General features: G+C 61.4%; 22 protein-coding genes and 1 pseudogene. 18 read left to right on the top strand and 5 right to left on the bottom strand.

From position 1 onward, the window contains the following. Position 1 precedes the first annotated feature (1 nt). The 13 genes and pseudogenes from JQ624_RS23870 to JQ624_RS23810 all read left to right on the top strand — a co-directional run bounded on the left by JQ624_RS23870 (position 2) and on the right by JQ624_RS23810 (position 11,457). Positions 2-436, top strand: coding sequence for a CopG family transcriptional regulator (locus JQ624_RS23870; RefSeq protein ID WP_212421354.1), 435 nt, complete (start codon positions 2-4; stop codon positions 434-436). A gap of 129 nt (positions 437-565) precedes the next feature. Then, a complete protein-coding gene (trbB, locus tag JQ624_RS23865; RefSeq protein WP_212421353.1) occupies positions 566-1,537 on the top strand; it encodes a P-type conjugative transfer ATPase TrbB in 972 nt (323 codons plus the stop codon). An 8-nt stretch (positions 1,538-1,545) separates the two neighbouring features. Further along, entirely contained in the window at positions 1,546-1,857 is a 312-nt protein-coding gene (locus tag JQ624_RS23860) for a TrbC/VirB2 family protein (RefSeq protein ID WP_212421373.1), read from the top strand. Beyond that, positions 1,857-2,120 carry a VirB3 family type IV secretion system protein gene (locus JQ624_RS23855; protein ID WP_212421352.1) on the top strand — a complete coding sequence of 88 codons (264 nt, stop codon included), beginning with the start codon at positions 1,857-1,859 and terminating at the stop codon, positions 2,118-2,120. Before JQ624_RS23860 ends, JQ624_RS23855 begins: the two co-directional genes overlap by 1 nt. A 7-nt stretch (positions 2,121-2,127) precedes the next feature. Beyond that, a complete protein-coding gene (gene trbE, locus JQ624_RS23850) occupies positions 2,128-4,569 on the top strand; it encodes a conjugal transfer protein TrbE (protein WP_212421351.1) in 2,442 nt (813 codons plus the stop codon). Next, positions 4,566-5,291 carry a P-type conjugative transfer protein TrbJ gene (trbJ, locus tag JQ624_RS23845; RefSeq protein WP_212421372.1) on the top strand — a complete coding sequence of 242 codons (726 nt, stop codon included), beginning with the start codon at positions 4,566-4,568 and terminating at the stop codon, positions 5,289-5,291. The genes trbE and trbJ overlap by 4 nt, the downstream gene beginning before the upstream one ends. Next, positions 5,288-5,671: a putative entry exclusion protein TrbK-alt gene (gene trbK-alt, locus JQ624_RS23840; protein ID WP_212421350.1), complete on the top strand. Its 384-nt coding sequence runs from the start codon at positions 5,288-5,290 to the stop codon at positions 5,669-5,671. The genes trbJ and trbK-alt overlap by 4 nt, the downstream gene beginning before the upstream one ends. Positions 5,672-5,675: 4 nt before the next feature. After that, positions 5,676-6,929, top strand: coding sequence for a P-type conjugative transfer protein TrbL (trbL, locus tag JQ624_RS23835; RefSeq protein WP_212421349.1), 1,254 nt, complete (start codon positions 5,676-5,678; stop codon positions 6,927-6,929). Continuing rightward, positions 6,929-7,612, top strand: a complete 684-nt coding sequence (gene trbF / locus JQ624_RS23830; RefSeq protein ID WP_212421348.1) for a conjugal transfer protein TrbF — start codon at positions 6,929-6,931, stop codon at positions 7,610-7,612. The genes trbL and trbF overlap by 1 nt, the downstream gene beginning before the upstream one ends. 32 nt (positions 7,613-7,644) lie before the next feature. Continuing rightward, positions 7,645-8,592, top strand: a complete 948-nt coding sequence (gene trbG / locus JQ624_RS23825; RefSeq protein WP_212421347.1) for a P-type conjugative transfer protein TrbG — start codon at positions 7,645-7,647, stop codon at positions 8,590-8,592. Next, a complete protein-coding gene (locus tag JQ624_RS23820) occupies positions 8,589-9,785 on the top strand; it encodes a TrbI/VirB10 family protein (protein WP_212421346.1) in 1,197 nt (398 codons plus the stop codon). Before trbG ends, JQ624_RS23820 begins: the two co-directional genes overlap by 4 nt. 7 nt (positions 9,786-9,792) lie before the next feature. Beyond that, positions 9,793-10,052: pseudogene (locus JQ624_RS23815) on the top strand (DUF2274 domain-containing protein). Between the two features lie 1,027 nt (positions 10,053-11,079). Next, the gene (locus tag JQ624_RS23810) at positions 11,080-11,457 is read left to right on the top strand and encodes an enoyl-CoA hydratase-related protein (protein ID WP_312014484.1); all 378 of its coding nucleotides are present in this window, start codon (positions 11,080-11,082) and stop codon (positions 11,455-11,457) included. A gap of 10 nt (positions 11,458-11,467) precedes the next feature. On the opposite strand, the gene JQ624_RS23805 is transcribed toward JQ624_RS23810, so the two are convergent. Next, positions 11,468-12,958: a glycosyltransferase family 2 protein gene (locus tag JQ624_RS23805; protein WP_212421345.1), complete on the bottom strand. Its 1,491-nt coding sequence runs from the start codon at positions 12,956-12,958 to the stop codon at positions 11,468-11,470. A 174-nt stretch (positions 12,959-13,132) separates the two neighbouring features. Between JQ624_RS23805 and JQ624_RS23800 the strand changes: the two genes are divergently transcribed. Both JQ624_RS23800 and JQ624_RS23795 read left to right on the top strand, forming a co-directional pair. Beyond that, positions 13,133-13,942 (top strand): ABC transporter permease, encoded by an 810-nt coding sequence (locus JQ624_RS23800; protein ID WP_212421344.1) that lies wholly within the window; start codon positions 13,133-13,135, stop codon positions 13,940-13,942. 5 nt (positions 13,943-13,947) lie between these two features. Continuing rightward, positions 13,948-14,733: an ABC transporter ATP-binding protein gene (locus JQ624_RS23795; RefSeq protein ID WP_409334365.1), complete on the top strand. Its 786-nt coding sequence runs from the start codon at positions 13,948-13,950 to the stop codon at positions 14,731-14,733. Here the strand turns inward: JQ624_RS23795 and JQ624_RS23790 are convergent, their stop codons facing one another. Genes JQ624_RS23790 through JQ624_RS23780 form a run of 3 tightly spaced genes read right to left on the bottom strand, consistent with a single transcriptional unit; the run spans position 14,734 to position 19,205 of the window. Next, on the bottom strand, positions 14,734-15,732 hold the full coding sequence (locus tag JQ624_RS23790) for a glycosyltransferase family 2 protein (RefSeq protein ID WP_212421342.1): 999 nt from the start codon (positions 15,730-15,732) through the stop codon (positions 14,734-14,736). It lies immediately after the preceding gene. A 40-nt stretch (positions 15,733-15,772) separates the two neighbouring features. Next, positions 15,773-16,201, bottom strand: a complete 429-nt coding sequence (locus JQ624_RS23785) for a heme-binding protein (RefSeq protein ID WP_212421341.1) — start codon at positions 16,199-16,201, stop codon at positions 15,773-15,775. Beyond that, positions 16,194-19,205, bottom strand: coding sequence for an FAD-binding and (Fe-S)-binding domain-containing protein (locus JQ624_RS23780; RefSeq protein WP_212421340.1), 3,012 nt, complete (start codon positions 19,203-19,205; stop codon positions 16,194-16,196). The genes JQ624_RS23785 and JQ624_RS23780 overlap by 8 nt, the downstream gene beginning before the upstream one ends. Before the next feature lie 169 nt (positions 19,206-19,374). On the opposite strand from JQ624_RS23780, the gene JQ624_RS23775 reads away from it, so the two are divergent. Next, entirely contained in the window at positions 19,375-20,574 is a 1,200-nt protein-coding gene (locus JQ624_RS23775) for an alanine--glyoxylate aminotransferase family protein (RefSeq protein WP_212421339.1), read from the top strand. A gap of 36 nt (positions 20,575-20,610) precedes the next feature. Further along, positions 20,611-21,408: an enoyl-CoA hydratase/isomerase family protein gene (locus tag JQ624_RS23770; RefSeq protein ID WP_212421338.1), complete on the top strand. Its 798-nt coding sequence runs from the start codon at positions 20,611-20,613 to the stop codon at positions 21,406-21,408. 25 nt (positions 21,409-21,433) lie between these two features. On the opposite strand, the gene JQ624_RS23765 is transcribed toward JQ624_RS23770, so the two are convergent. After that, complete coding sequence (locus JQ624_RS23765) at positions 21,434-21,763, bottom strand: hypothetical protein (RefSeq protein ID WP_212421337.1); 330 nt, start codon at positions 21,761-21,763, stop codon at positions 21,434-21,436. Between the two features lie 683 nt (positions 21,764-22,446). Here JQ624_RS23765 and JQ624_RS23755 point away from each other — a divergent pair. Beyond that, positions 22,447-23,424, top strand: a complete 978-nt coding sequence (locus JQ624_RS23755) for a tripartite tricarboxylate transporter substrate-binding protein (RefSeq protein ID WP_249130037.1) — start codon at positions 22,447-22,449, stop codon at positions 23,422-23,424. Positions 23,425-23,431 lie beyond the last annotated feature (7 nt).

Genomic DNA, 23,431 nt, shown 5'->3' with positions numbered 1-23,431 from the left:
AATGCGAACAAAACATACGTTTCGCTTGCCTCCAGACTTGGCGGGAAAGCTCGCCGATCATGCCAGCCGCAAGCGAGTGCCCCAGGCGCTGATCGTCGAAACCGCGCTGGCCTCATTCCTGTCGCCGGATAGTTCCGAGCGGATGGAAGCCGCGCTCGGCCGTCGTCTTGACCGGATAACACGGCAGGTCGAGCGGCTCGAGCGTCACGTCACCATCTCGAATGAAGCGCTGGCCTTGTTCGTGCGTTTCTGGTTGACGGCAACGCCGCCGCTGCCCGACACGGCGCAACCCGCGGCACAGACCAAGGGGCGGGAGCGATATGAAGGTTTTGTCGAGGCGCTCGGGCGCCGGCTGGCCAGAGGCCAGACCCTTGCCCAGGAAATATCGCTCGACATTGAGCCAGGCCAGGCTTCGCCAATCGTTCTCCAAAAGTGATTGCGCCGCCGCTTTCTTTTGCTACGCCACGACACGCCGCCCGATCCGATCATGTTGCGCGGACGCATGGTCTGCTTTTTCTACTGATCCCTGTCGTCGAGCCCGTTTGCGCTCGGCGTGTTGGGGACGATGGTGGCAGTTCATTCCTTCCAGTCCGAGATGGTATCGCGTGGGGCGCGCATGTTACGCACCGCGCTCGGACCATCGATTGCGGCTTGGCTTGAAGACCCCATCATCGTCGAGGTGATGCTCAATCCCGACGGTCGGCTCTGGGTCGATCGGCTCTCGGGCGGCCTCGCGGATACCGGCGAGCGCCTTGCCGCCGCCGACGGCGAGCGCATCGTGCGGCTCGTTGCCCATCACGTTGGCGCCGAGGTTCACGCCGCGCGTCCGCTTGTATCGGCCGAATTGCCGGAAACCGGGGAGCGGTTCGAGGGGCTGCTGCCGCCCGTGGTGACCGCGCCGGCCTTTGCGATCCGGAAACCTGCGATCGCCGTCTTTACCCTCGAGGATTATGTCGCCGTCGGCATCATGGCGGAAGTTCAAGCCGAGACGCTCCGCCAGGCCGTTCGAGAGCGTCGCAACATCCTTGTGGCGGGGGGTACCTCGACCGGCAAGACCACGCTGACCAATGCACTCCTGGCCGAAGTCGCCAAAACGACCGACCGTGTCGTGCTGATCGAAGATACACGCGAACTCCAATGCAGTTCGCCGAACCTCGTGGCGTTGCGTACCAAGGACGGCGTTGCCTCGCTTTCAGACCTCGTGCGCTCCTCGCTGCGGCTGCGTCCCGACCGGATTCCGATCGGTGAGGTACGTGGCGCCGAGGCGCTCGATCTCCTTAAGGCCTGGGCTACCGGCCATCCCGGCGGCGTCGGCACCATTCACGCCGGCACGGCGCTTGGCGCACTGCGCCGGCTCGAGCAGCTCGTCCAGGAAGCCGTCGTCACCGTGCCGCGGGCGCTGATCGCGGAAACCATCGACGTGATCGCCGTTCTCTCTGGCCGCGGGGTGGATCGGCGGCTGGCAGAACTTGCGCGCGTCGAGGGCCTGAAGCCCGACGGCGACTACCTCATTCGGCTGGAAGGAGATCGACCATGAAGTGCGCCATGTTGCAATGCGCGGTACTGAGTGCTGCCGCGGCTGTCATAGCTCTAGCATTTGGTTCCAACGCCCGCGCCGCCGGCTCCAACATGCCGTGGGAGCAGCCACTCAGCCAGATCCTGCAATCGGTCGAGGGGCCAGTCGCCAAGATCCTGGCCGTGATCATCATCATCGTCACCGGTCTTACGCTCGCCTTTGGCGACACTTCGGGCGGTTTCCGGCGCCTGATCCAGATCGTGTTCGGATTGTCGATCGCGTTCGCGGCGTCGAGCTTCTTCCTGGCATTTTTCTCGTTCGGTGGCGGAGTCCTGATCTGATGGATGGACCCGTTGACGGCTTCGCGGCGCCGGTGCATCGCGCGTTGACCGAACCGATCCTGCTCGGCGGCGCGCCGCGGGCGGTTGCCATCCTCAACGGCACCGTGGCAGCGGCGCTCGGCCTGGGCTTAAGGCTGTGGATTGCCGGTCTTCTGCTCTGGGCGATCGGCCATGCCGCCGCTGTCTGGGCCGCGAAGCGCGATCCATTGTTCGTCGAGGTCGCAAGGCGGCATTTGCGAATCCCCACCCATCTGAACGTGTGAGCAGGCAATGATGAATCTCAGTGAATATCGCCGTTCCACCACGCGCCTTGCGGATTTCCTGCCGTGGGCCGCACTCGTCGACGAAGGCATCGTCCTCAACAAGGACGGATCTTTCCAGCGGACCGCGCGCTTTCGGGGCCCCGATCTTGATTCCTCCGTTCCGGCGGAGCTTGTTGCGATTGCTGGCCGTCTCAACAATGCGCTTCGTCGTCTCGGTTCAGGCTGGGCCGTGTTTGTGGAAGCCCAGAGATACCAGTCTAACGCCTATCCGCCGAGCAGTTGTCCGGATGTCGCTTCGGCCTTGGTCGATGCCGAACGCCGAGCCCAATTCGAGGAGGAGGGCGCTCACTACGAATCGGCCTATTTCCTCACCTTCCTGTATCTGCCGCCGGCCGAGGATGCTGCCCGCGCCGAGCGCTTCCTCTATGAGGGAAGGGAGCGCGGGCAGGCTGCCGACGCCCATGAAGCGTTGCGCGGCGTTGTCGATCGGACCGACCGCGTCCTGCAACTGGTCGAAGGGTTCATGCCGGAGTGCCGGTGGCTCGATGACGGCGAGACCCTGACCTATTTGCACGCTTGCGTCTCGACCAAGTGCCACCGCGTCCGTGTCCCCGAGATTCCCATGTACCTCGACGCGTTGTTGGCCGACCAGCCGTTGACCGGTGGGCTCGAGCCGATGCTCGGCGACCAACATCTGCGCGTGCTTACGATTGTCGGATTCCCAAGCGCGACCACGCCGGGAATCTTGGACGACCTCGATCGATTGGCGTTTCCCTATCGCTGGTCGACCCGGGCGATCATGCTCGATAAGGCGGACGCAACGAAACTTTTGACCAGAATCAGGCGGCAGTGGTTTGCCAAGCGGAAATCCGTTGCTGCAATCCTGAAGGAGGTGATGACCAACGAAGCGTCGTCCTTGATCGACACCGATGCCAATAACAAGGCCATCGACGCTGACGCCGCGTTGCAGGAACTCGGGTCGGATCTTATTGGAGAGGCGTTTGTCACCGCCACGATCACAGTCTGGGACGAGAATCCACGCATCGCGGATGAACGGTTGCGCTTGGTCGAGAAGGTCATTCAGGGGCGTGACTTCACCTCCATGGTAGAGACCGTCAACGCGGTCGAGGCCTGGCTGGGCTCGTTGCCCGGCCACGTCTATGCCAACGTCCGCCAGCCGCCGGTCTCGACCCTGAACATTGCCCATATGATTCCGTTGTCCGCGGTCTGGGCGGGGCCGGTAAGGGACGGGCATTTGAGTGCGCCGCCGCTGTTCCTCGCGCGGACAGAAGGATCCACACCATTCCGATTCTCCCTTCACGTCGGGGACGTCGGGCACACGCTGGTGGTCGGTCCGACCGGTGCGGGTAAGTCCGTGCTGCTTGCGTTGATGGCGCTGCAGTTCCGTCGTTATCCTACCTCCCAGGTCTGTGCCTTCGACTTCGGCGGGTCGATCCGGGCCGCGGCGCTTGCCATGAATGGCGATTGGCACGATCTCGGCGGTGCCCTGTCCGACAGTGCCTCCGAACCGGTAGCCTTGCAGCCGCTTGCCATGATCGACGATGCGGCTGAGCGTGGCTGGGCGGCGGAATGGATCGCAGCCATTCTCGCCCGCGAAAAGATCGATATGACGCCTGAAGCCAAGGAGCATCTTTGGTCGGCGCTGTTGTCGTTGGCTTCGGCGCCTATTGGCGAACGTACGTTGACTGGCCTGTCCGTGCTGCTGCAGTCCCAGAGCCTCAAAAGGGCGCTGCAACCCTACTGCCTCGGCGGCCCCTTTGGGCGCTTGCTCGATGCCGAGACCGAACGGCTTGGAACAAGTTCGGTCCAGGTGTTCGAAACCGAGGGGCTGATCGGCACCGGCGCCGCGCCGGCGGTCCTATCCTATCTCTTTCATCGGATTGAGGGGCAGCTCGACGGGAGGCCGACGCTGCTCATCATCGACGAAGGTTGGCTCGCGCTCGATGACGAAGGGTTTGCCGGCCAGATCCGCGAATGGCTGAAGACACTGCGCAAGAAGAATGCCTCCGTCGTCTTCGCCACCCAGTCGCTCTCGGATATCGATGGCTCCGCGATTGCACCTGCCATCATCGAGAGCTGCCCGACGCGGCTGTTCCTTCCGAACGAGCGGGCGATCGAGCCACAGATCACGGCTATCTATCGGCGCTTCGGTCTCAACGACCGGCAGATCGAGATCCTGGCGCGCGCTACCCCCAAACGCGACTACTATTGCCAGTCACGGCGCGGCAATCGCCTGTTCGAGCTGGGTCTTGAGGAATTTTCGCTCGCCTTCACTGCGGCTTCATCAAAGTCCGATCAGGCAATGATCGAACGTGTGCTGGCCGAGCATGGCCGCGACGGTTTTGTGACCGGATGGCTCGCTGTGCGTGGGTTGGGCTGGGCCGCCGATCTCATTCCCGGTCTCATCAAACAGGAAGGTTTGTCATGATGCGTCGCCGTCACCTCTTGGCGGTGAGTGCGCTCGCCATTGCGATCGCAGGTGCCGCTTCGCCGATATCCGCCCAACTGATCGTGTTCGATCCCAACAACTATGCGCAGAACGTGCTTACGGCCGCGCGTGAGCTGCAGCAGATCAACAACCAGATCACCTCGCTGCAGAATCAGACGCAGATGTTGATCAACCAGGCCAAAAATCTCGCCAGCCTGCCGTATTCCTCGCTGCAGCAGCTCGAGCAATCGATCCAGCGAACCCAACAGCTGCTCGCCCAGGCCCAGCGCATTGCCTACGATATCAAGCAGATCGATCGAGCGTTCTCGACGACCTATGCGCCGGCCTCGACGAACGAGTCAGACCAAGCCCTAATCTCGAATGCGCAAACGCGCTGGCAGAATTCTGTGGCGGGCTTGCAGGATGCCTTGCGCGTTCAGGCGACCGTGGTCGGCAACCTCGACACCCACCGCAAAGAGATCAGCTCAAGCCAGGGCGCGACTGGCGCGCTGCAGGCCAGTCAGGCCGGGAATCAGCTTCTTGGTTTGCAGGCGCAGCAGCTCGCAGATCTTACGGCAGCGGTTGCCGCGCAGGGACGGGCGCAAAATCTCGAAATTGCCCAGCGTACCGTCGCCCAGGACCAGGGCAGGGAGCAACTTCGTCGCTTTCTCTCATCCGGTCGAGGCTATCAGCCTTCGATAGTTCGGATGTTTCACCAATGAGCGGACGCGGCGGATTCAAGCGGGGGATGTTTGTGACCACGGCAGTTGCCGTTCCCGTGCTGTTTGCCGCAGCCTGCACAATCCAGCTCCGGGGCGACAGTGACGGTCCACCAGCGCAATCGTCGGCATCCCGGGCAACTAATCCGCTTGGCGCCAAACTCGAACGCTGTCGGAAGGTCACCTCCGATCAGGTGGCAGAACTGCAGGCGTGCCGTCTGATTTGGGCGGAGAACCGCCGGCGCTTCCTGGGATCAAAAACACCAGCCGTTTCTTCGGTCGATGCTCAACCAGGCAGCCCGACACCGGTGTTGGCGCAGCCGAAGAATCCCGGTCGTCGTCCCCAGGGCTGGCCGCCCGTTGCAACACCAGAACGCGAGTGATCCCATGGGTGGCACCGGCGTCATTGACCGATTTCTGGAAACGTTTACCCGCTATATCGACTCTGGCTTTGGGTTGCTTGGTAACGAAGTCGCCTTCCTCGCGACGACGCTCGCCGCGATCGATGTCACACTGGCCGCTCTGTTCTGGGCCTGGGGTACCGATGAAGACATCATCGCTCGCCTCGTGAACAAAACGCTGTTCGTTGGCGTCTTCGCTTACCTGATCGGCAACTGGAATAATCTCGCTCGCATCGTTTTCGAGAGCTTTGCCGGTCTCGGCCTCAAGGCATCCGGCACGGGCCTGTCCTCGGCTGAATTCCTGCGCCCGGGGCGGATCGCCCAGGTCGGTATCGATGCGGGGCGACCGATCCTGGAATCGATCTCTGGACTGATGGGCTATGTCAGCTTCTTTGAGAATTTCATCCAGATCGTGGTGCTGCTGTTTGCCTGGGTGATCGTGCTGCTCGCCTTCTTCATTTTGGCTATCCAGCTCTTTGTCACCCTGATTGAATTCAAGCTGACAACGCTCGCTGGCTTCGTTCTGATTCCCTTTGGGCTGTTCGGCAAGACGGCCTTCGCCGCCGAACGCGTGCTCGGCAACGTGATCTCGTCAGGCGTCAAGGTCATGGTGCTCGCCGTGATCGTCGGCATCGGCTCGACGCTGTTTTCCCAGTTTATCGCCGGTTCTAGCGGTGCACAGATCGGCATTGAAGATGCCATGGCGCTGGTGCTTGCAGCATTGGCGCTACTGGGTCTGGGAATCTTTGGGCCCGGCATCGCCAACGGCATCGTGTCCGGCGGCCCACAGCTTGGCGCCGGAGCCGCCGTTGGCACGGGGCTCGCTGCCGGCGGAGCTGTGGTGGCCGGAGCGGGTCTTGCTGCAGGCAGCGCCGGTGCACTCGCGGGAGCCGCACGTGGAACTGCGACGCTCGCGGGCAGTGCGAGCGGTGCGTTTCGGGCGAGCGGCTTGTCCGGCGTCACGGATGCTGGCGTATCCGCCATGACGAGCCCGCTTCGTCGCGCCGCGGCAAGTGCTGGTAGCAGCTCGGCATCAACCGGAGGCGCTGCGGTCGGTGAAGCCGGCACAGCCCAGGCTCCTGCAAGCTCCTCATCCGCGGATACTCAATCCAGATGGGCCAGTCGCATGAAGCGCATGCAGACCATGCGTCATGGGGCCTCCGCCACCACCAACACCGTCCGCTCTGCCGATCAGAATGGAGGAGGCGCCTCTGTCGATCTCTCCGAAGGAAAGCAGTGATGTTCAAACGACCATCGGTTCACTATGGCCGGACGCCTACGCCCGTGACGCCCTATCAGAAAGCGGCCCAAGTTTGGGACGACCGCATCGGTTCGGCGCGCGTGCAGGCGAGGAACTGGCGGCTGATGGCCTTTGGTTCGCTGATCCTGTCGGCGGGGCTCGCATCCGGTCTTGTCTGGCAGTCGACCCATGGCACCGTTACGCCCTGGGTCGTTGAGGTCGATCGTCTCGGCCAGGCGCAGAGCGTCAGCCCAGCCAATCCCTTCTATCAGCCGACCGATCCGCAGATCGCCTTCCATTTGGCACGCTTTATCGAAGACGTGCGCGGGCTTCCGGCCGACGCCATCGTGCTGCGTCAGGACTGGCTGCGTGCCTATGACTTTACAACGGACCGCGGTGCCGCGGCCCTCAATGATCACGCTCGCGTCAACGATCCCTTTGCCAAGCTCGGCAAGGTGCAGATTGCGGTCGAAATATCGAGCGTCATCCGCGCCTCGCCGGAGAGCTTTCGCGTCGCCTGGATCGAGCGCCGCTATGACAACGGTCAGCTTGCCGCCACCGAGCGCTGGACTGCCATCCTCACCATCGTGATCGAAACCCCGCGCGATGCCGATCGTCTGCGCAAGAATCCGCTCGGGATATATGTCAATGCCATCAACTGGTCGAAGGAGGTCGGGCAGTGAACGGGCCGATTACCAAAATTGCCAGCCCGCGTATGGGCAAGATCGCGCGACCCGTGCTGCTTGCTTGCATGGTTACGCTCAGCGGCTGTACCACCTTCAAGCCGCCGCAGATCAGCTACGACGCCGATATTCCGCCACTTCCCAGTTTACCATCATTGGCGGATGATCGTCCACGGTCACTGCACGTTCCGCCATCCTGGACGCCTGCCAGGGGAGGCAAGAAAGGGGTAAGGGAAGCTGAAGAGCCCGTTGCCCGGATCGAGACGGCGAATGATGCCGCGCGCGTCGAGCCCCGAAAAGAGGGCTACTTCAACGCCGTGCAGGTATTTCCGTTTAGTCCCGGGGCCCTCTATCAAATTTACGCTGCCCCCGGACAGATTACCGATATCGCGCTCGAGCCCGGTGAGCAGCTCACGGGTTCAGGTCCGGTGTCGGCCGGCGACACCGTGCGCTGGGTGGTCGGCGATACCGAAAGCGGAAGTGGCGACACCCGACGCGTCCATATCATGGTCAAGCCGACGCGGCCCTCAATCGAGACCAATCTCGTAGTCAACACCGACCGGCGTACTTATCTGATCGAACTGCGATCGCGTGAGAAACCCTATATGCCTTCGGTCGCCTGGTTCTATCCCGAGGATCGGATGGCGCGCGCCCAGACCGTTTCGCCAACGCCAATTCTTCCCGAGCGGTCTCAGCGGCGCTATCGCTATGTCATCGACGGCGATAATCCGCCCTGGCGGCCGGTCGGTGCCTATGACGATGGGCGCAAGGTCTATGTCGAATTCTCTCCTGGAATCGTTCAGGGCGAGATGCCGCCGCTGTTCGTCATCGGCCCGGATGGCAAGCCCGAAATCGTCAATTACCGAACCTATCGTAACGTGCTGATCGTCGATCGGCTGTTTGCCGCGGCGGAGCTTCGACTTGGTGGCGACAACCAGCAAAGGGTCCGGATCATTAGAACCGACGGGAGGTCTCAATGACCGGCACCGAAACGGATAATGCCGGTAGCCCTCATTCGACCACGCCGAAGACGTCTGAGGAAATTGCTCGTTCTTTGCGGCTCAATCCAGAACGTCCGCCTGTTACACGCCTGTCGCGCAAGGTTTTGGCGAGCGGAACAGCATTGGCGCTCCTTCTGGTCTCCGCAGCCGCCCTCTGGGCGCTGCAGAACAATCGAACACGAGTGCCTGCATTAGAAGAACTCTACAGCACAGATCATCACAATGTAGCTGATGGCCTGGCCGGACTGCCGCGCGACTATGCAGGCGTTCCGCGCGACGTGCCTCGCCTCGGACCGCCATTGCCCGGCGACCTTGGTCGTCCCATCGTTGCGGCTCAAGCTCAGTCTGGACCGCTCGCGATCGATCCTGAACAACAGCGCATGAGCCAGGAAAGCGAGGCCGCGCGCATCAGCAAGGTCTTTGCATCAACGAATGTTCGACCATCCGCGGCAGCCACTCCCGCCGAGACCACCCCGAATGCTGTGCCATCGTCCGATGAGGCCTACGCTCAGAACGGACAGGATCGCAAGCTCGCCTTCGTCAATGCCTCGATAGATCGCCGGACCACGAGTCCCGATCGCGTGACTAAGCCGGCTTCGCGTTACATGGTGCAGGCCGGGTCCGTGATTCCCGCCGCCCTCATCACGGGTCTCCGCTCTGATCTGCCAGGGCAGATCACCGCGCAGGTGACCGAAAACGTGTACGATACGCCGACCGGCCGCTCGCTGCTGGTGCCCCAAGGGGCGCGGCTGATTGGAATCTACGACAGCCACGTTAGCCATGGACAGTCGCGCATCCTTCTGGTCTGGACACGGTTGATCATGCCGAACGGCCGATCGATTGTCCTGGAGCGTCAGCCGGGTGCCGATACCGGGGGGTATGCTGGGCTTCAAGATGAGGTCGATCAGCACTGGGGTGAACTGTTCAAGGCGGTGCTACTGTCGACACTACTTGGTATCGGAGCCGAGCTCGGCTCTGGTTTCGACCCCGGCAACGATAACAGCGCCATCATCCAGGGACTTCGACGTGGGATAGGGGATTCCCTGAACCAAACCGGTCAACAGGTCGTTCGGCGCAATCTCAATATTCAGCCGACCCTGACAATCCGGCTAGGTTTTCCGGTGCGGGTAATCGTCAATCGCGACCTCGTGCTTGAACCGTACAGGACGTGAAAGAAACATGGCTAAGTTGAAGCTCGGAACGATCGCTGATGACGAGGCTGTCAAACCTTCCGTGGAGCTACCGGCACACGTCCATTGCGATCTCGTCGCCTATCCCGAAGTGCTTGCCCATGAAACAGGACAGTCGATTTCGGATCCGTCAAAACTCGTTGCGCCGTGTTGGCTCGGTTCATGGCTACTGATCGGGCCTTTGCGAAAGCGCGTCGGAAGGGTCAGCCTGCGCAGGGCAAAGGATCGCGTTCGTCCCGAGACCGGTAAGTACGGTATCTTGAAGCCAATGGTCCTCCAGCGCCGGGCCTCGATGACCGAAGAAATCGAATATCCCGGCCTAGACTGAGCTTTCGCAATCATTGAAACGAATGCGCGCCCTCAGCTAAAGACCTTTCCCGGTATTTGGCTTCATATGCCCTTGAGGCGATAACATTGTGAGGGTGGCGGCCTATATCCGGCCGACCTTAGCTTTGGGATGCGAGCCTTTGCAATGTGCCGGACAATTGAACGAGCCTGTCTAACCCCCGAGAGCGCTTTTTGCTCTTCGGCGAATCTCTTCTCCACAATTCACGATGACAGAATTGGAAAGAACATCACGACCAAGGTCGAACGGGGAGACACTATGCCGTTCTGATCGATTCCGATTCGGCGAGTGCCTACCCAATGGGCTGCAGTGCGAACTCGATCTCGTCATTGCTAGTGAAGCGTCCGAAGCTGGAGCGGATCAATGAAGCCGCATCTTCGACCGAGCCGATCACCCGAGCAATAATCGAACGCCAACGTACAACAGGATGAGCAGGGCTGCGCTTCCCCCGAAAAGGATTATGAGCGCGTAAAGAGGGGCCGAATCCGAGAGCTTGTACATCTAACAAATATGCACCCGGACCGGCCCGTTTTCCACCCCGTAACTATTGCCATAATCAAACTGGCCCCCATCCTTAGGACACTGGGGCTAGACGGACAGTACCCAGCATGCTCTAGCTAGACAGATGGAGCGGGTAGTAACGACCATGAAATTGAGCGTTACCGGGTTCCTGTTAGCCGCCACGGCTTGCGTAGTGCTGTCAGCGTGCGCCACCGATCCACGACCGGCTGTTAGCGGTGCGGTTGCGGACAGTGTACCAACGTGGCTAGGGGGGATGCCGAAGGACGTGCCGCCCCGGCCGGGAACGCCGGAATACGACGCGTGGCAAAAGAAGCGCGCCGAAGAAGCTGCAACAATCAAGTCGAAATAGGCGCATCCTCGGTTGCTGAGGAAAGTTCGTGCAACGGTCGCAATCCGTTCCCAACGTGAATTAGGTGCTGTCCGTCTAATTGGGACAGCACCGCCTTGTTGCAGTCGATCGGACCTAAGCGGCTGGTCCGCGAATGGTCGCTGACCGGCGAGCCGTTCGACGCGCACACGGCGCAGGCTGCCGGGCTTTTGAACTACGTGGTGCCTTCGGCCGAACTGGACGCCAAGGTCGACTGGCTGGTCAGCCGCATCGTCGACAAGTCGCCGACCGCGATCCGGCGCGGTAAATATGCCATGCGGGCGATCGCCTCGATGTCGTTCGACGAAAGCATCGCCTATACCGAAAGCCAGATCGCGTTGCTGGCGATGACGGAAGACGCCAAGGAAGGACTGAAAGCCTTCGGCGAGAAACGCAAACCGTCCTGGCCCGGAAAATAGCCCGGGACCCTCAGGCCAGTTCGAGGCCCTTGATGGCCAGCCCCAACCTGCGGGAATCTGCAGGTGCACGCAGTGGTACGCATGTCCAGCCCAGCGTGAGGACTCTCGGTGTGGCAGCGTTGAGATCGATGCTGACGCGCTGCTTTTCCGTCCTCAGTTGGCGGGGCGGAATGCACGCGCCATCCAGATAGAACCGGAGGTCGCAGATCGGACTTGTGAGATCGCGGACTGGAAGGCAGTTGATCCGGATTTGGCGCGTGCCAGCGGATACCGAAATCAGCATTGCGGCCGCCGTATCGCTCCACCGAAACTGATGCCCCTGGTATTGTTCGATTGGATAGAAACCCGTGTGGCCCGGCGCAAAGACGTCAGGGCTCGCCTCAACAACGTCTTCAATGTCTTGTTCAATGTCTTGTCGCTCTCGTCCGGCCCGGCGCAGTTTGCCGATGACAGCAAGTCTTTGAGCCGCGATGAGGGCTGCGATGTAATCCTTGAATCGCGTGTTTAGCATACTCTCCGAACCGACCGCACGGGCGAGCAGCAGGCCTGTCTGCGCCCACACGACATGGGCCTTGGCGATACCGCGGGCTACCTGATCGCCAAAAATCGCCGGAACGATCCAGCGTGCAATCTTGCCGATGGAATGTTGAAAATGACGCGCGAAGCGTCGGGGCGGCGGCCAAAGAGATTTCACGGCGATTTCCAGGATTGATCGTGCCGTACCGCGATCGAAGTTTCCCTGGCACATCCATTCGAGCGGTGGCTCCAAAAGGCCGTCGGGCGTAGCGGGTAGTTCACTGAAATAGCGAATCTCGCCGGCGACGAAGTCGAGGGTGAACTCGCGTAGCTCAGCAAGCGAACCCGTGTAATAGTGATGGAATCGTGCTTCCGGAAAGTAACCGAGCTTGTAGCCGCACCGAAAGTAACTGGCGGCAAGCACCCATTCTGCGAAATGTCCGAGCTCGGGCCGAAAGCCGGCGCAATTCTCGTAGGCGTCGCGCTTTGTTACGAAACACTGGTCGAGGATTCTTCGCCAGGGATGATCGTGCATGGCGTATTCAATGTCGGCCATGTACATCGCGGCTTCGGCTCTTGACAGTCGATTATGGGTAATGGGCACGGAGCGACAGGAAAACCCCGCCCAATCGGGATTGTCGTGAATGGCTTGCAGGCACTTCTCGAGTACATCCGGCTCCGGCCGGCAGTGCGCTTCCGTAAAGATCAGATATTTTGCCTGCGCCTTTGCCGCACCCGCGTGGCACAAGCCGATGTCGTGCGAGTGTTCGGAAAATTCCACGCGGTCAGCGGAAAATTCCTTCAGCAGGTCCCGCTGCTGGAAACCAGGCGGAACGACAAGTATCGTTTCGTACATCGATCGGGCGATGGTCTGGTCGTTCCAGCCTTTCCAGCAATGCTCCCATTGGCCGCGGTGAAATTCGAGCGGGATGATGATTGAAAAGACCGGAGGGTAGAGCGCTGCGTCGTCGGGATCAAAGGACATATGATGGTCTCATACTGCGAAAATCATCGAGGCATTCCCCAAGTTTGATTTCGCTTCATGTCTCATCCTTCCACATTGGCCATCATGTCGAAACCGCGGATTGGGCCCGATTTTACGATAGGATGGGTTTTTGGGCCATGGTAGGTTCCGGTGTATTCTGAAGGACGTTCGACGTTGCCGGCGGGAAATCAGCGAAATCGCCAGTTTGCCCTCGCGGCCGCGGATCTCACTGCTGCGGTCGGGTTCTGGCCGCTCTGGACGAGGCTTGGCTGGAATGACATCCTTTACCGGTACCGGCGCTCGACCCTTGGGCCGTTCTGGTCGACTGTAAACATCGCAATCACGGTCATTGCGCTCGGACTGGTCTACTCGCAAATCTTCAAACTGCCGGTCGCACAGCTGATGCCCTATGTCTGTGCAGGGCTTATCGCTTGGGGCTTCATCAGCTCTGTCATGCTGGATGCCGGCAGTCTGTTCTCGGGCTCCGAGAGTTACATCAAGCAGATCCGCCTGCCTTATCTGCTCTACGTTTGCCGCTTCGTATTCGGCAAGGTTGCGCTTGTTGCACACGATCTTCCGATCTACGTCGTCCTGCTTCTTTATTTTCAGATCTGGCCCGGGGCTGTCGCGCTGTGCGCTATTCCCGGTCTTGTGCTGCTCGTGATCAACGCCGCGTTCGCGAGCTTGACCATTGGAATGGCTTCCGCGCGGTTTCGGGATATCCCCCGCATTTTGGCAAGTCTCGCGCAAATTCTGTTTCTGGTCACGCCGATTATCTGGACACCGGACTTGCTGGGTCCACAATCGTATCTTGCACAGGCAAACCCGTTCTTTCACCTGATCGAGATCGTACGTGCCCCGTTGCTTGGCGTGCTCCCGTCCGCGTTGACGCTTTGGGTGACGCTCGCCATCACTGCGATCAATGGTCTGGTGGCGAGCTGTCTCTTTCTGCGCTTCCGCGCCAGAATTGCCTACTGGATATGATTGATATGACGAGGCAATCCGATGCAGGCGCAATCGTTAGCCTTGAGCGGGTGATGATTTCTTTTCCGGTCTACCAGGGTGGGTCGCGATCCCTGAAGAAGCGTATGTTGTTCCATGGCTCAGCGGGCCGGATCGGCACTGATGCCGGCGATCAGATGGTGATCGAGGCATTGCGCGAGGTGTCGTTTTCGCTTGCCGCCGGAGATCGCCTGGCGCTGCTCGGCGCCAACGGCGCCGGGAAGACGACCTTGCTGCGAGCGATCGCCGGAATCTACGAGCCCGTTCAAGGGAAGGTCGTCACGCGCGGGCGGATTTCGCCGATGTTCGATATCAATCTCGGGATCGACACCGATCTGAGCGGCTTCGACAATATTCATCTGCGCGCGCTGCTGCTCGGCTTGACGCCGGCCGAGATCGAGCGGCGGATGCCCGAAATTGTGGAATTTACCGAACTCGGCGACTATCTCGAGATGCCGGTGCGAACCTATTCGGCCGGGATGATATTGCGGCTCAGCTTTGCGGTCGCGACCTGTTTCGAACCCGAAATTCTATTGATGGACGAATGGATATTGGCCGGGGACGCCCACTTCATGGCCAGGGCGGAAACGCGTGTCCGCAGTTTCGTCGAGCGTGCGAGCGTCATGGTATTGGCCTCGCATAATCTCGATCTATGCAGCCGCTGGTGCACCACAGGCATCTGGCTCGACCGCGGATCGATCAGGGAAATGGGTCCGATCAATGAGGTCGTCAGACGATACCAAACCTTTGTTTCGAAAGGCGACGCCCACTGATCATTGTTTTATGAGGCCCAGCCGGTAACTCCAGTGAAATACAAATTGTCGCATCAGGTACGGCATCATCGCGCGGTAGATCTCGATCTGGCTCGGGACGCGCCCAAGTGATCTGCGGCGCAGCTTCTGCATCTCCTCCCGCCCGCGCTCATAGCTCTTCGTTGTTTTCTGCTCGTCGTGGACACGGAAGCAGGCAAGAAAACGCCGCAACCGCACCAGTTCGAAACCCGCGGCCTCGGCGCGGAGCATGAAGTCCCAGTCCAGCGCGTAGTGAAGCTGGCTATCTATCGGTCCGATCTTGTCCCACACGCGCCGGCGCCAGAACATGGTTTCCTGTGGCACGTAGCCGGCATATTTGAGGGCCTCGCCATCATGCGCCGGAAACACGGCGCGGCCGATTTCGGACCCGGCGTAGTCGATGAAGATGCGGTGCCCATAAACGAAATCGACCTCCGGCCGCTGATCGAAGAAGTTGGCGACGCAGGCGAGCGTTCCCGGCACCAACATGTCATCGCTGTTCAGGTAGGCCATGATGTCGCAATCGACACCTTGGAAGCCCTTGTTGACCGCGTCCGATTGCCCGCCGTCTGCCTCGCTGCGCCAGGAAATCCGGTCGCCATAGCTCCTGAGGATATCGACCGTTTCGTCGGCGGAAGCGCCGTCCTGCACATGGTAGAACAATCGTGGATAGTCCTGGTGGAGCACGCTGTCGATGGTGGCCCGCAGGAAGCGGCCATGATTGAGGCTCGGCGTGACGATGGCGATGCGGGGAGGCCGTTTCGGCAGGGCTGGCGCGGCGGGCAGCTTGCTCAGATCGAGAGGCCGAGGCGGGTGCTGCTCGAATGTCCACATCGGCGGACGCAGCCACAATCTTCTCAAATGCGCGCGCGATCTCGCATAGGCCTCCCTGAGTTGGCTCTGGTCGGCTTCGAGCGTATCGAGTCGTTGCTCGATCGCCTTCAGCCGCTCCAGAAGCTTTTGCTTGAACTCGTCATCCATTCGTTAATCCGATCGACTGCCGGCCGGTGCGGTTTCGCGACTATCCGGCGTTTGCTTTCAGTCCCGCGGCTTCGATGCCCGCGACGGCGCAAATCTCGTCATTGTCGGACGTGTCGCCGCTGACGCCGACGGCGCCGAGCAGGCCTCCATCGCCCTGGATCAGCACGCCGCCGGGCACCGGCACCAAACGTCCCTGCGCCAGCGCATTCACCGCGCCGACGAAATAGGCCTGCTCCTGGGCGCGCTGGAACAACGCCCGCGACCCCATGCCCATCGCAAGCGCGCCATAGGCCTTGCCGTGCGCGATTTCGGCCCGCATCAGGCTGGTGCCATCCTGCGCCGCTGTGACCTTCACGCAGCCGCGGGCATCCAGAATGGTGATGACGAGGGGCTTCAGTTTCTTCTCGACGCCCTTGGCGAGGGCGGCATCGAGAATCTTGCGGGCAACGTCGAGGGTGAGTTCAGCCATGGATTGCGTCCTTTGTAACAGGGGATGGGTTTGAATTGGTTCGTGCGCGGTCGAGGCTCATCGCCAGCACACGCGCGACGTGAAGGGCTGCACGGTTCGTGCCATCTTTGATTTGGTGCCGGCAAGAGGTGCCGTCCGCGACGACCAGCGTAGTGGTGTCGGCGCGGCGTACCGCCGGCAGCAGCGAAAGCTCCGCCATTTCCATCGAGGCCTGATAGGTATCGGCGCCGTAGCCGAACGCACCTGCCATTCCGCAGCAGCTGGACTCGACGATTTCGACGCTAAGATCAGGAACGAGGCGCAGCACCTTCTCGACCGGCTTGAATGCGCCGAATGATTTTTGATGGCAGTGGCCGTGAACCAGCGCTTTTGTCGGCATGGCGCCAAGCGGAAGCTTCAGGCGGCCGGCTTCCGCCTCGCGAACCAGAAATTCCTCGAACAGCAAAGCGTGTGCGCTGATGCTCCTGGCCTCGTTGTCCGAGCGCAGCGAGAGCAGTTCATCGCGAAGCGTCAGGAGACAGCTCGGCTCCAGCCCGACGATCGGCACGCCGCGTGCGGCGAATGGGCCGTAGGTCGCGACCAGCCTGTCCAGTTCGCTGCGCGCCTGTTCGACCAGACCGGCTGAGAGGAATGTCCGCCCGCAACACAGCGGACGGGCTCGGTCTGCGGGTCTTGGAATATGCACGCGATATCCGCCTTCAACCAGAACACGCAAGGCGGCGTCGAGATTCTCACGCTCATAGATGCGGTTGAAGGTATCTGCGAACAGCACGACCTCGCGGCCATCTGCCGGGCCGAAGACCTCGGCATCGGGCCTGAACAAGTCGCAGCGGAAGGCGGGCAGGGCGCGCTGCGCGCTGATGCCGGCAAACTTCTCGAACAGCGAACGCAGCAACGGACTGTTGTTGCGCCAGTTGGCGAGCGGCGCGAAGCGGGACGCGAGATCCGCATAGCGCGGCAGGTAGCCGACCAGCCGGTCGCGCAGCGACAGGCCATGTTTCTCGGCACGTGCGGCCAGCACCTCGATCTTCATCTTGGCCATGTCGACGCCGGTCGGGCATTCATGGCGGCAGGCCTTGCAGGATACGCAGAGTTTGAGCGTGTCCATCATTTCATCTGAGGCCAGCGCGTCAGGACCCAACTGACCGGAAATCGCCAGCCGCAGCGTGTTGGCGCGGCCTCGCGTCACGTCCTTCTCATTGCGGGTTGCGCGGTAGGACGGACACATCACGCCGCCCTCGAGCTTCCGGCAGGCGCCGTTGTTGTTGCACATCTCGACCGCGCCCTGAAAGCCGCTGCCGGCGCCAGGATAGGCCGACCAGTCAAGCGCAGTCTTGAATTCGCCAACGCGATAGTCCGGCTGATAACGGAACAACGAACGATCGTCCATTTTTGGCGGATCGACGATCTTGCCGGGATTGAGCAGATTGTCCGGATCGAAGCGCTGCTTGACCTCGCGGAAATCGGCAACGATGCGGGAGCCGAACATCGCTTCGTGAAATTCGGAGCGAACCAGCCCGTCGCCATGCTCGCCGGAGTGCGAGCCCTTGTACTCGCGCACCATCTCGAAGGTCTCTTCGGCGATGGCCCGCATCGCCTTGACGTCCTTTTCGAGCTTCAAATTCAGGACCGGGCGCACATGCAGGCAGCCTTCGGAGGCGTGGGCATACATGGTGCCGCGCGTGCCATGCTTGGCGAAGATGGCGTTGAGCCGCTCGGTGTAGTCGGCGAGATGCGGCAGCGGTACGGCGCAATCCTCGACAAAGGAGACTGGCTTGCCCTCCTGCTTCATCGACATCATCACGTTGAGGCCAGAGGTACGAAAATCCGCGATCGCCGTCTGCGTCGCGGGTTCGACGACATCAACCACGCCGCCCCATTTACGCTGCGGATGGTTCCAGCCGAATCCAAGATCCAACATCAATTGCGAAAGCTGTTTCAGCTTTCGCAGATTGTCAGGCTGATCCTCCTCGGCGAACTCGACGATCAGCAGCGCGTCGGGATCGCCCCGCACGGTCGCTTCGATCACGGGCCTGAACATCGCAATATCGCGCCCCAGCGCGATCATGGTGCGGTCGATCAGTTCCACCGCGATTGGCCGCAGTTTCACCAGATGCTGCGCCGCATCCATCGCCTCGTAAAAACTGCCGAAATGGCAGACGCCCAGCACCTTGTTGCGGATGACAGGCCACAGCTTGAGCTCGACTTGCGTCGTAAAGGCCAGCGTGCCTTCCGAGCCGACCAGCAGATGCGCCATGTTGTTGGGCGCATTGCGCGGCACCAGCGCATCGAGATTGTAGCCGCCGACGCGGCGCTGCACCTTTGGAAACCGCTCCGATATCTCGGCGGCCTCGCGCTCGCCGAGATCGAGCATGTCCCGGAATAGCGCAAGCCCGCCCTGGGGCGAGTTCACCCGCGCCAGATCCCGCGGCACCTCGCCGAAATGCAGGAGCGTGCCGTCGGCCAGCGCCGCATCCATCGACAGCGTGTTGTCGCGCATGGTGCCATAGCGCAGCGAACGGCCGCCGCAGGAATTGTTGCCGGCCATGCCGCCGATGGTGGCCCGCGAGGCGGTGGAGACGTCCACCGGAAACCAGAGGCCGTGTTTTTTAAGCTGGCGGTTGAGATCGTCCAGCACGATACCTGGCTCGACCACGCAGATGCGGTTTTCGACGTCGAGCGAGAGGATGCGGTTCAGATGCTTGGAGAAGTCGACGACAATTCCCTCGTTGACGGTCTGGCCGCACTGCGACGTCCCGCCTCCGCGCGGGGTGACGATTCGGCCCTCGTCCCTGGCGATGGAAAGCGCCCGCAGCGCCTCGTCCATGGTCCTGGGAACCACCACGCCCAGGGGCAGGATCTGGTAGAACGAGGCATCGGTCGCATAACGCCCGCGGTTGAAGGCGTCGAAGAAAACGTCGCCCGTCATCTCGCGGGCGAGACGCCTGGCAAGGCCGCTGCTTTCAGCGGATTCCTGTGGTTTTTCGGCCCCTGTTGCCGCCATTACCTTGTTCTCTTGGATGTCCGGCAGTGTCTTGCCTGCCGGGGTCCGGCTTGGCAAGGCAAAGCCCTGCTTCTTATCATTGATGGCCTTCGCCGGGCGGGGGACAAGCCCGCCAAATAGTGATATTCGACCGTCTCGCGAAACCAAGGCAATACCGGGAAGGACGCCCATGACCGTGCATACTGGAAGGCATTTTCTGCAGATTCCGGGACCGACCAACGTGCCGGACCGGGTGCTGCGCGCGATGGACATGCCGACCATGGACCACCGGGGTCCCGAGTTTGCCGAGGTCGGCCACGCTGTGCTGGCCGCGATGCAGCGGGTATTTCGCACCAAGCAGCCGGTGATCATCTACCCGTCGTCCGGCACCGGCGCCTGGGAGGCAGCCCTCGTCAATACGCTGCAACCCGGCGATAAGGTGCTGATGGCGGAAACCGGGCAGTTCGCCGTGCTGTGGCGCGGTATCGCCGAGAAGTTCAAGCTCGAAGTTGATTTCCTGCCCGGTGACTGGCGTCACGGCGCCGACCTCGAGCAGATCGAGGCGCGGCTGTCGGCCGACAAGGCGCACAAGATCAAGGCCGTGTGTGTGGTCCACAACGAGACCTCGACCGGCTGCGTCACCCATCCGCAGGACGTCCGCAAAATTCTCGACCGCGTCAACCATCCCGCGCTGCTGATGGTCGACACCATCTCCGGCCTCGGATCGCTGGAATACGAGCACGATGCCTGGGGCATCGACGTCTCGGTCGCCGGGTCGCAGAAGGGCCTGATGCTGCCGCCTGGTCTCGGCTTCAACGCCGTCTCGGAAAAGGCGCTGGCGGTTGCGAAGGCGAATCCCGCGATGCGCTCCTATTGGGACTGGCAGGAAGTCATCGCGATCAACAAGGCAGGCACCTGGCCCTATACGCCCGCAACCAATTTGCTGTTCGGCTTGCGTGAAGCGGTCAAGATGCTCGAGGAGGAAGGGCTGGAGAATGTCTTCGCGCGGCACAAGCGCCACAGCGCCGCGACGCGCGCAGCCGCCAAGGTGTGGGGCCTGGAAACGCAATGCCAGGAGCAGGGCGCACACTCGCCCGCGCTGACCGGCGTCGTTATGCCGGAAGGCCATGACGCCGATAATTTCCGAAAAGTCGTGCTGGAAAATTTCGACATGTCGCTCGGCACCGGCCTGAACAAGATCAAGGGCAAGGTGTTCCGGATCGGTCATATCGGGCACTTCAACGACCTGATGATGATGGGCACGCTGTCGGGTGTCGAGATGGGTCTCGATCTCGCCAAGGTGCCGCATCGTGGCGGCGGCGTACTGGCGGCGATGGAAGTGCTCAAGGGACGCGACGTCGTCGCGATGCCGAAGGCCGCCGTTGCCTGAGATCATTTGACCGAAACAAGAATAGAGAGAGCTGCGATGAACGCTCCGGTAGCTTCGACCGAAGACCTGATTTATTCCGTCGAGGACGGCATCGCCCGGCTGACGTTCAACCGTCCGCAGGCGCGCAATGCGCTGACCTTTGCCATGTACGAGCAAATGGCGGCGATCTGCGAGACCGTCAACAATGATCGCTCGATCAAGGCGATGATCCTGACCGGCGCCGGCGACAAGGCGTTCGCGTCGGGCACCGACATCTCGCAGTTCCGGGCCTTCAAGACCGCACAGGATGCGCTCGACTACGAGGCGCGGATCGATCGCGTGCTTGGTGCGCTGGAGGCATGTCGGGTGCCGACGATCGCGGCGATTGCCGGCGCCTGCACCGGCGGCGGCGCGGGGATCGCGGCGTGCTGCGATATCCGCATCGGCACCGAAACGACGCGGATGGGCTTTCCGATCGCGCGCACGCTCGGCAATTGCCTGTCGATGTCCAATATTTCCAGGCTGGTTTCGCTGGTCGGCCCCGCGCGGACCAAGGACTTGATCTTCAAGGCGCGGCTGGTCGAGGCGCCGGAAGCGCTGGCGCTCGGTCTGCTCAATGAAGTGGTGCCTGATTTGGCGACGCTGCAGCGCCGCGCCGACGAAACTGCGAAGCTCGTTGCCAGCCATGCGCCGATCACGCTCGAGGTCACCAAGGAAGCGGTGCGCCGCATCCGGCGGACATTGACGCGCGACGAAGGCGAAGACCTGATCCTGCGCGCCTATATGAGCGAGGATTTTCGCGAAGGCATGGACGCGTTCCTCAACAAGCGCTCGCCGAACTGGAAGGGCAAGTAGGGCAACAAGCGCTCAGAACCGCCCACTATGGTTGAGCAGCCTTTTTTGCCAATTCCATACCCAGGTCGAGCGCCGCGATACCTATTCTGTCTGAGGGGGTGGTGAGGCAACGTCCATCCATCCACGCGATGATCGCGTCGAAGTCGCCGCCACCAACCATGTCCCGCTCGCCGCTGATGTTCAGGCCGCCGATAAATCCAACCAGCCAGGATTCAAAGCTTCCTTCGACGACCGCATTCTTTTTGCGGTTGGTCCAAGCCGTGCAGGTTTGAGAGCCCGCACCGATTATTGAGGAACCGGCGTCCGCGACGGTGGAAAGACAAGCCAGGACCAAACCAATCGCGAACGCCTTCATGCTTCCTCGTCAGCGCGTCATTCGTCGGACAGCAGCACAATAGGATGGCTACGGCTTTTTGAGGCAAAGACCGATGGTAGGAGCGGTGGCGCACTTGGAGCCATCGGGTGCGCCGCCAGACGGACAGAACACCGACACCAGATTTTCACTTGCATCGCAGCTGACCTCGCCGTCGGCCTGGACCGACCTGATGGAAGCGGCAGCCGCTCCGGGATCGCCCTTTGCGCCGGGCGCACCCTGCGGTCCCTGTGGCCCTTGCGGACCCTGTTGGCCTTGAGGGCCGGGCACGCCTTGCAAGCCCTGCGCGCCTTGCGGCCCGGCGGGTCCTTGGGGCCCAGGATCGCCTTTTGGTCCTGGATCCCGTCCACACCCGGCGAGGGTCACCGTCGCGCCCATGAGGACGGCTATCAAAATCCTTCTCATTCGGTCGCTCCTCCTGATTGTCCTTGTAACGTGCATTAGATGGGCTCACTCGCAGCCATGCAACGGAAATGCTAGGGGCTTGAATCGGCTGCTCCCAGATACGAGCCTGCTGCGGAAAGGGGTGCGCTTCATGCGAAAGTCATAGACGGCACATTGCGGTGCAGCTTGAACTCGCCCGCATTACCCCGCACAATGGCGTGGCCAGAGTTGCTAATTTGTCTAAATACAACAATTACATAGGGATGAAACTCGTGGGACAGATGCTGAAAGCCGCTGCCGCCCTGACGGCCATGATCGCAAGCACCTCGGCGCTTGCCGCCTGGGAGCCGACCAAACCGGTCGAAATCGTCGTCGCAGCCGGCGCGGGCGGGGCCTCCGACCAGATGGCGCGGATGATGCAGGCGGCCATTCAGAAGAACAATCTGATGAAGCAGCCGATGGTTGTGTCGCTCAAGGGCGGGGCGTCGGGCGCCGAGGCGCTGATGTACATGAAGTCCAGCGACGGCGACCCCAACAAGGTCCTGATCGCCTATTCCCTGATCTACATGCTGCCGCTGTCGGCGAAGATCCCCTTCAACTGGCGCGACCTGACGCCGGTGTCGGTGGTCGCCCTCGATCAGTTCGTGCTGTGGGACTATGCCGACGGACCGAAGACGGTGAAGGATTTCATCGCCGCTGCCAAGGCCGCAAGCTCCCCGTTCAAGATGGGCGGCACCGGCTCTAAGCGCGAGGACCACGTGCTCACCGTGTTCATGGAGCAGAAGACCGGCGCGAAATTCTCCTATCTGCCGTACAAGTCGGGCGGCGAGGCGGCGACGCAGTTGGTCGGCAAGCACACCGAAGCCAACGTCAACAACCCATCCGAAAATCTCGAGGTCTGGCGCGCCGGTCAGGTGCGTGCGCTGTGCGTGTTCGACAAGGAGCGCATCTCCTACAAGACCAAGGTCACCGAGACGCAATCCTGGAACGATGTCCCGACCTGCAAGGAGGAGGGGCTCGACGTGCAGTATCTGATGCTGCGCGCGATGTTCCTGCCCGGCAAGGTCACGCCGGAACAGCAGGCGTTCTACGTCGATCTGTTCCAGAAGGTGACGCAGACGTCGGAGTACAAGGACTATATGGAGAAGCAGGCGCTCAAGCCGATCTTCCTCACCGGCAAGGACATGCTGAAGTTCCTCGAGGAGGACGACAAGCTCAACGCCTCGCTGATGAACGAAGCGGGCTTCGTCGCGAAATAGGCCGATC

Origin of the sequence: Bradyrhizobium sp. AUGA SZCCT0283, assembly GCF_018130385.1 — a bacterium.
Lineage (GTDB): Bacteria > Pseudomonadota > Alphaproteobacteria > Rhizobiales > Xanthobacteraceae > Bradyrhizobium.
This window is presented reverse-complemented; position numbering and strand designations above follow the sequence as displayed.

Bases quoted from the DNA above. Each gene is read 5' to 3' on its own strand.
- trbE (WP_212421351.1), top strand. From the start codon at position 2,128: ATGATGAATCTCAGTGAATATCGCCGTTCCACCACGCGCCTTGCGGAT.
- trbF (WP_212421348.1), top strand. From the start codon at position 6,929: ATGTTCAAACGACCATCGGTTCACTATGGCCGGACGCCTACGCCCGTG.
- JQ624_RS23765 (WP_212421337.1), bottom strand. From the start codon at position 21,763: ATGAAGGCGTTCGCGATTGGTTTGGTCCTGGCTTGTCTTTCCACCGTC.
- JQ624_RS23860 (WP_212421373.1), top strand. From the start codon at position 1,546: ATGTTGCAATGCGCGGTACTGAGTGCTGCCGCGGCTGTCATAGCTCTA.
- JQ624_RS23785 (WP_212421341.1), bottom strand. From the start codon at position 16,201: ATGGCTGAACTCACCCTCGACGTTGCCCGCAAGATTCTCGATGCCGCC.
- JQ624_RS23870 (WP_212421354.1), top strand. From the start codon at position 2: ATGCGAACAAAACATACGTTTCGCTTGCCTCCAGACTTGGCGGGAAAG.
- trbK-alt (WP_212421350.1), top strand. From the start codon at position 5,288: ATGAGCGGACGCGGCGGATTCAAGCGGGGGATGTTTGTGACCACGGCA.
- trbB (WP_212421353.1), top strand. From the start codon at position 566: ATGGTGGCAGTTCATTCCTTCCAGTCCGAGATGGTATCGCGTGGGGCG.
- JQ624_RS23820 (WP_212421346.1), top strand. From the start codon at position 8,589: ATGACCGGCACCGAAACGGATAATGCCGGTAGCCCTCATTCGACCACG.
- trbL (WP_212421349.1), top strand. From the start codon at position 5,676: ATGGGTGGCACCGGCGTCATTGACCGATTTCTGGAAACGTTTACCCGC.
- JQ624_RS23780 (WP_212421340.1), bottom strand. From the start codon at position 19,205: ATGGCGGCAACAGGGGCCGAAAAACCACAGGAATCCGCTGAAAGCAGC.
- JQ624_RS23775 (WP_212421339.1), top strand. From the start codon at position 19,375: ATGACCGTGCATACTGGAAGGCATTTTCTGCAGATTCCGGGACCGACC.
- JQ624_RS23855 (WP_212421352.1), top strand. From the start codon at position 1,857: ATGGATGGACCCGTTGACGGCTTCGCGGCGCCGGTGCATCGCGCGTTG.
- trbJ (WP_212421372.1), top strand. From the start codon at position 4,566: ATGATGCGTCGCCGTCACCTCTTGGCGGTGAGTGCGCTCGCCATTGCG.
- JQ624_RS23770 (WP_212421338.1), top strand. From the start codon at position 20,611: ATGAACGCTCCGGTAGCTTCGACCGAAGACCTGATTTATTCCGTCGAG.
- JQ624_RS23805 (WP_212421345.1), bottom strand. From the start codon at position 12,958: ATGTCCTTTGATCCCGACGACGCAGCGCTCTACCCTCCGGTCTTTTCA.
- trbG (WP_212421347.1), top strand. From the start codon at position 7,645: ATGGGCAAGATCGCGCGACCCGTGCTGCTTGCTTGCATGGTTACGCTC.
- JQ624_RS23790 (WP_212421342.1), bottom strand. From the start codon at position 15,732: ATGGATGACGAGTTCAAGCAAAAGCTTCTGGAGCGGCTGAAGGCGATC.
- JQ624_RS23755 (WP_249130037.1), top strand. From the start codon at position 22,447: ATGCTGAAAGCCGCTGCCGCCCTGACGGCCATGATCGCAAGCACCTCG.
- JQ624_RS23795 (WP_409334365.1), top strand. From the start codon at position 13,948: ATGACGAGGCAATCCGATGCAGGCGCAATCGTTAGCCTTGAGCGGGTG.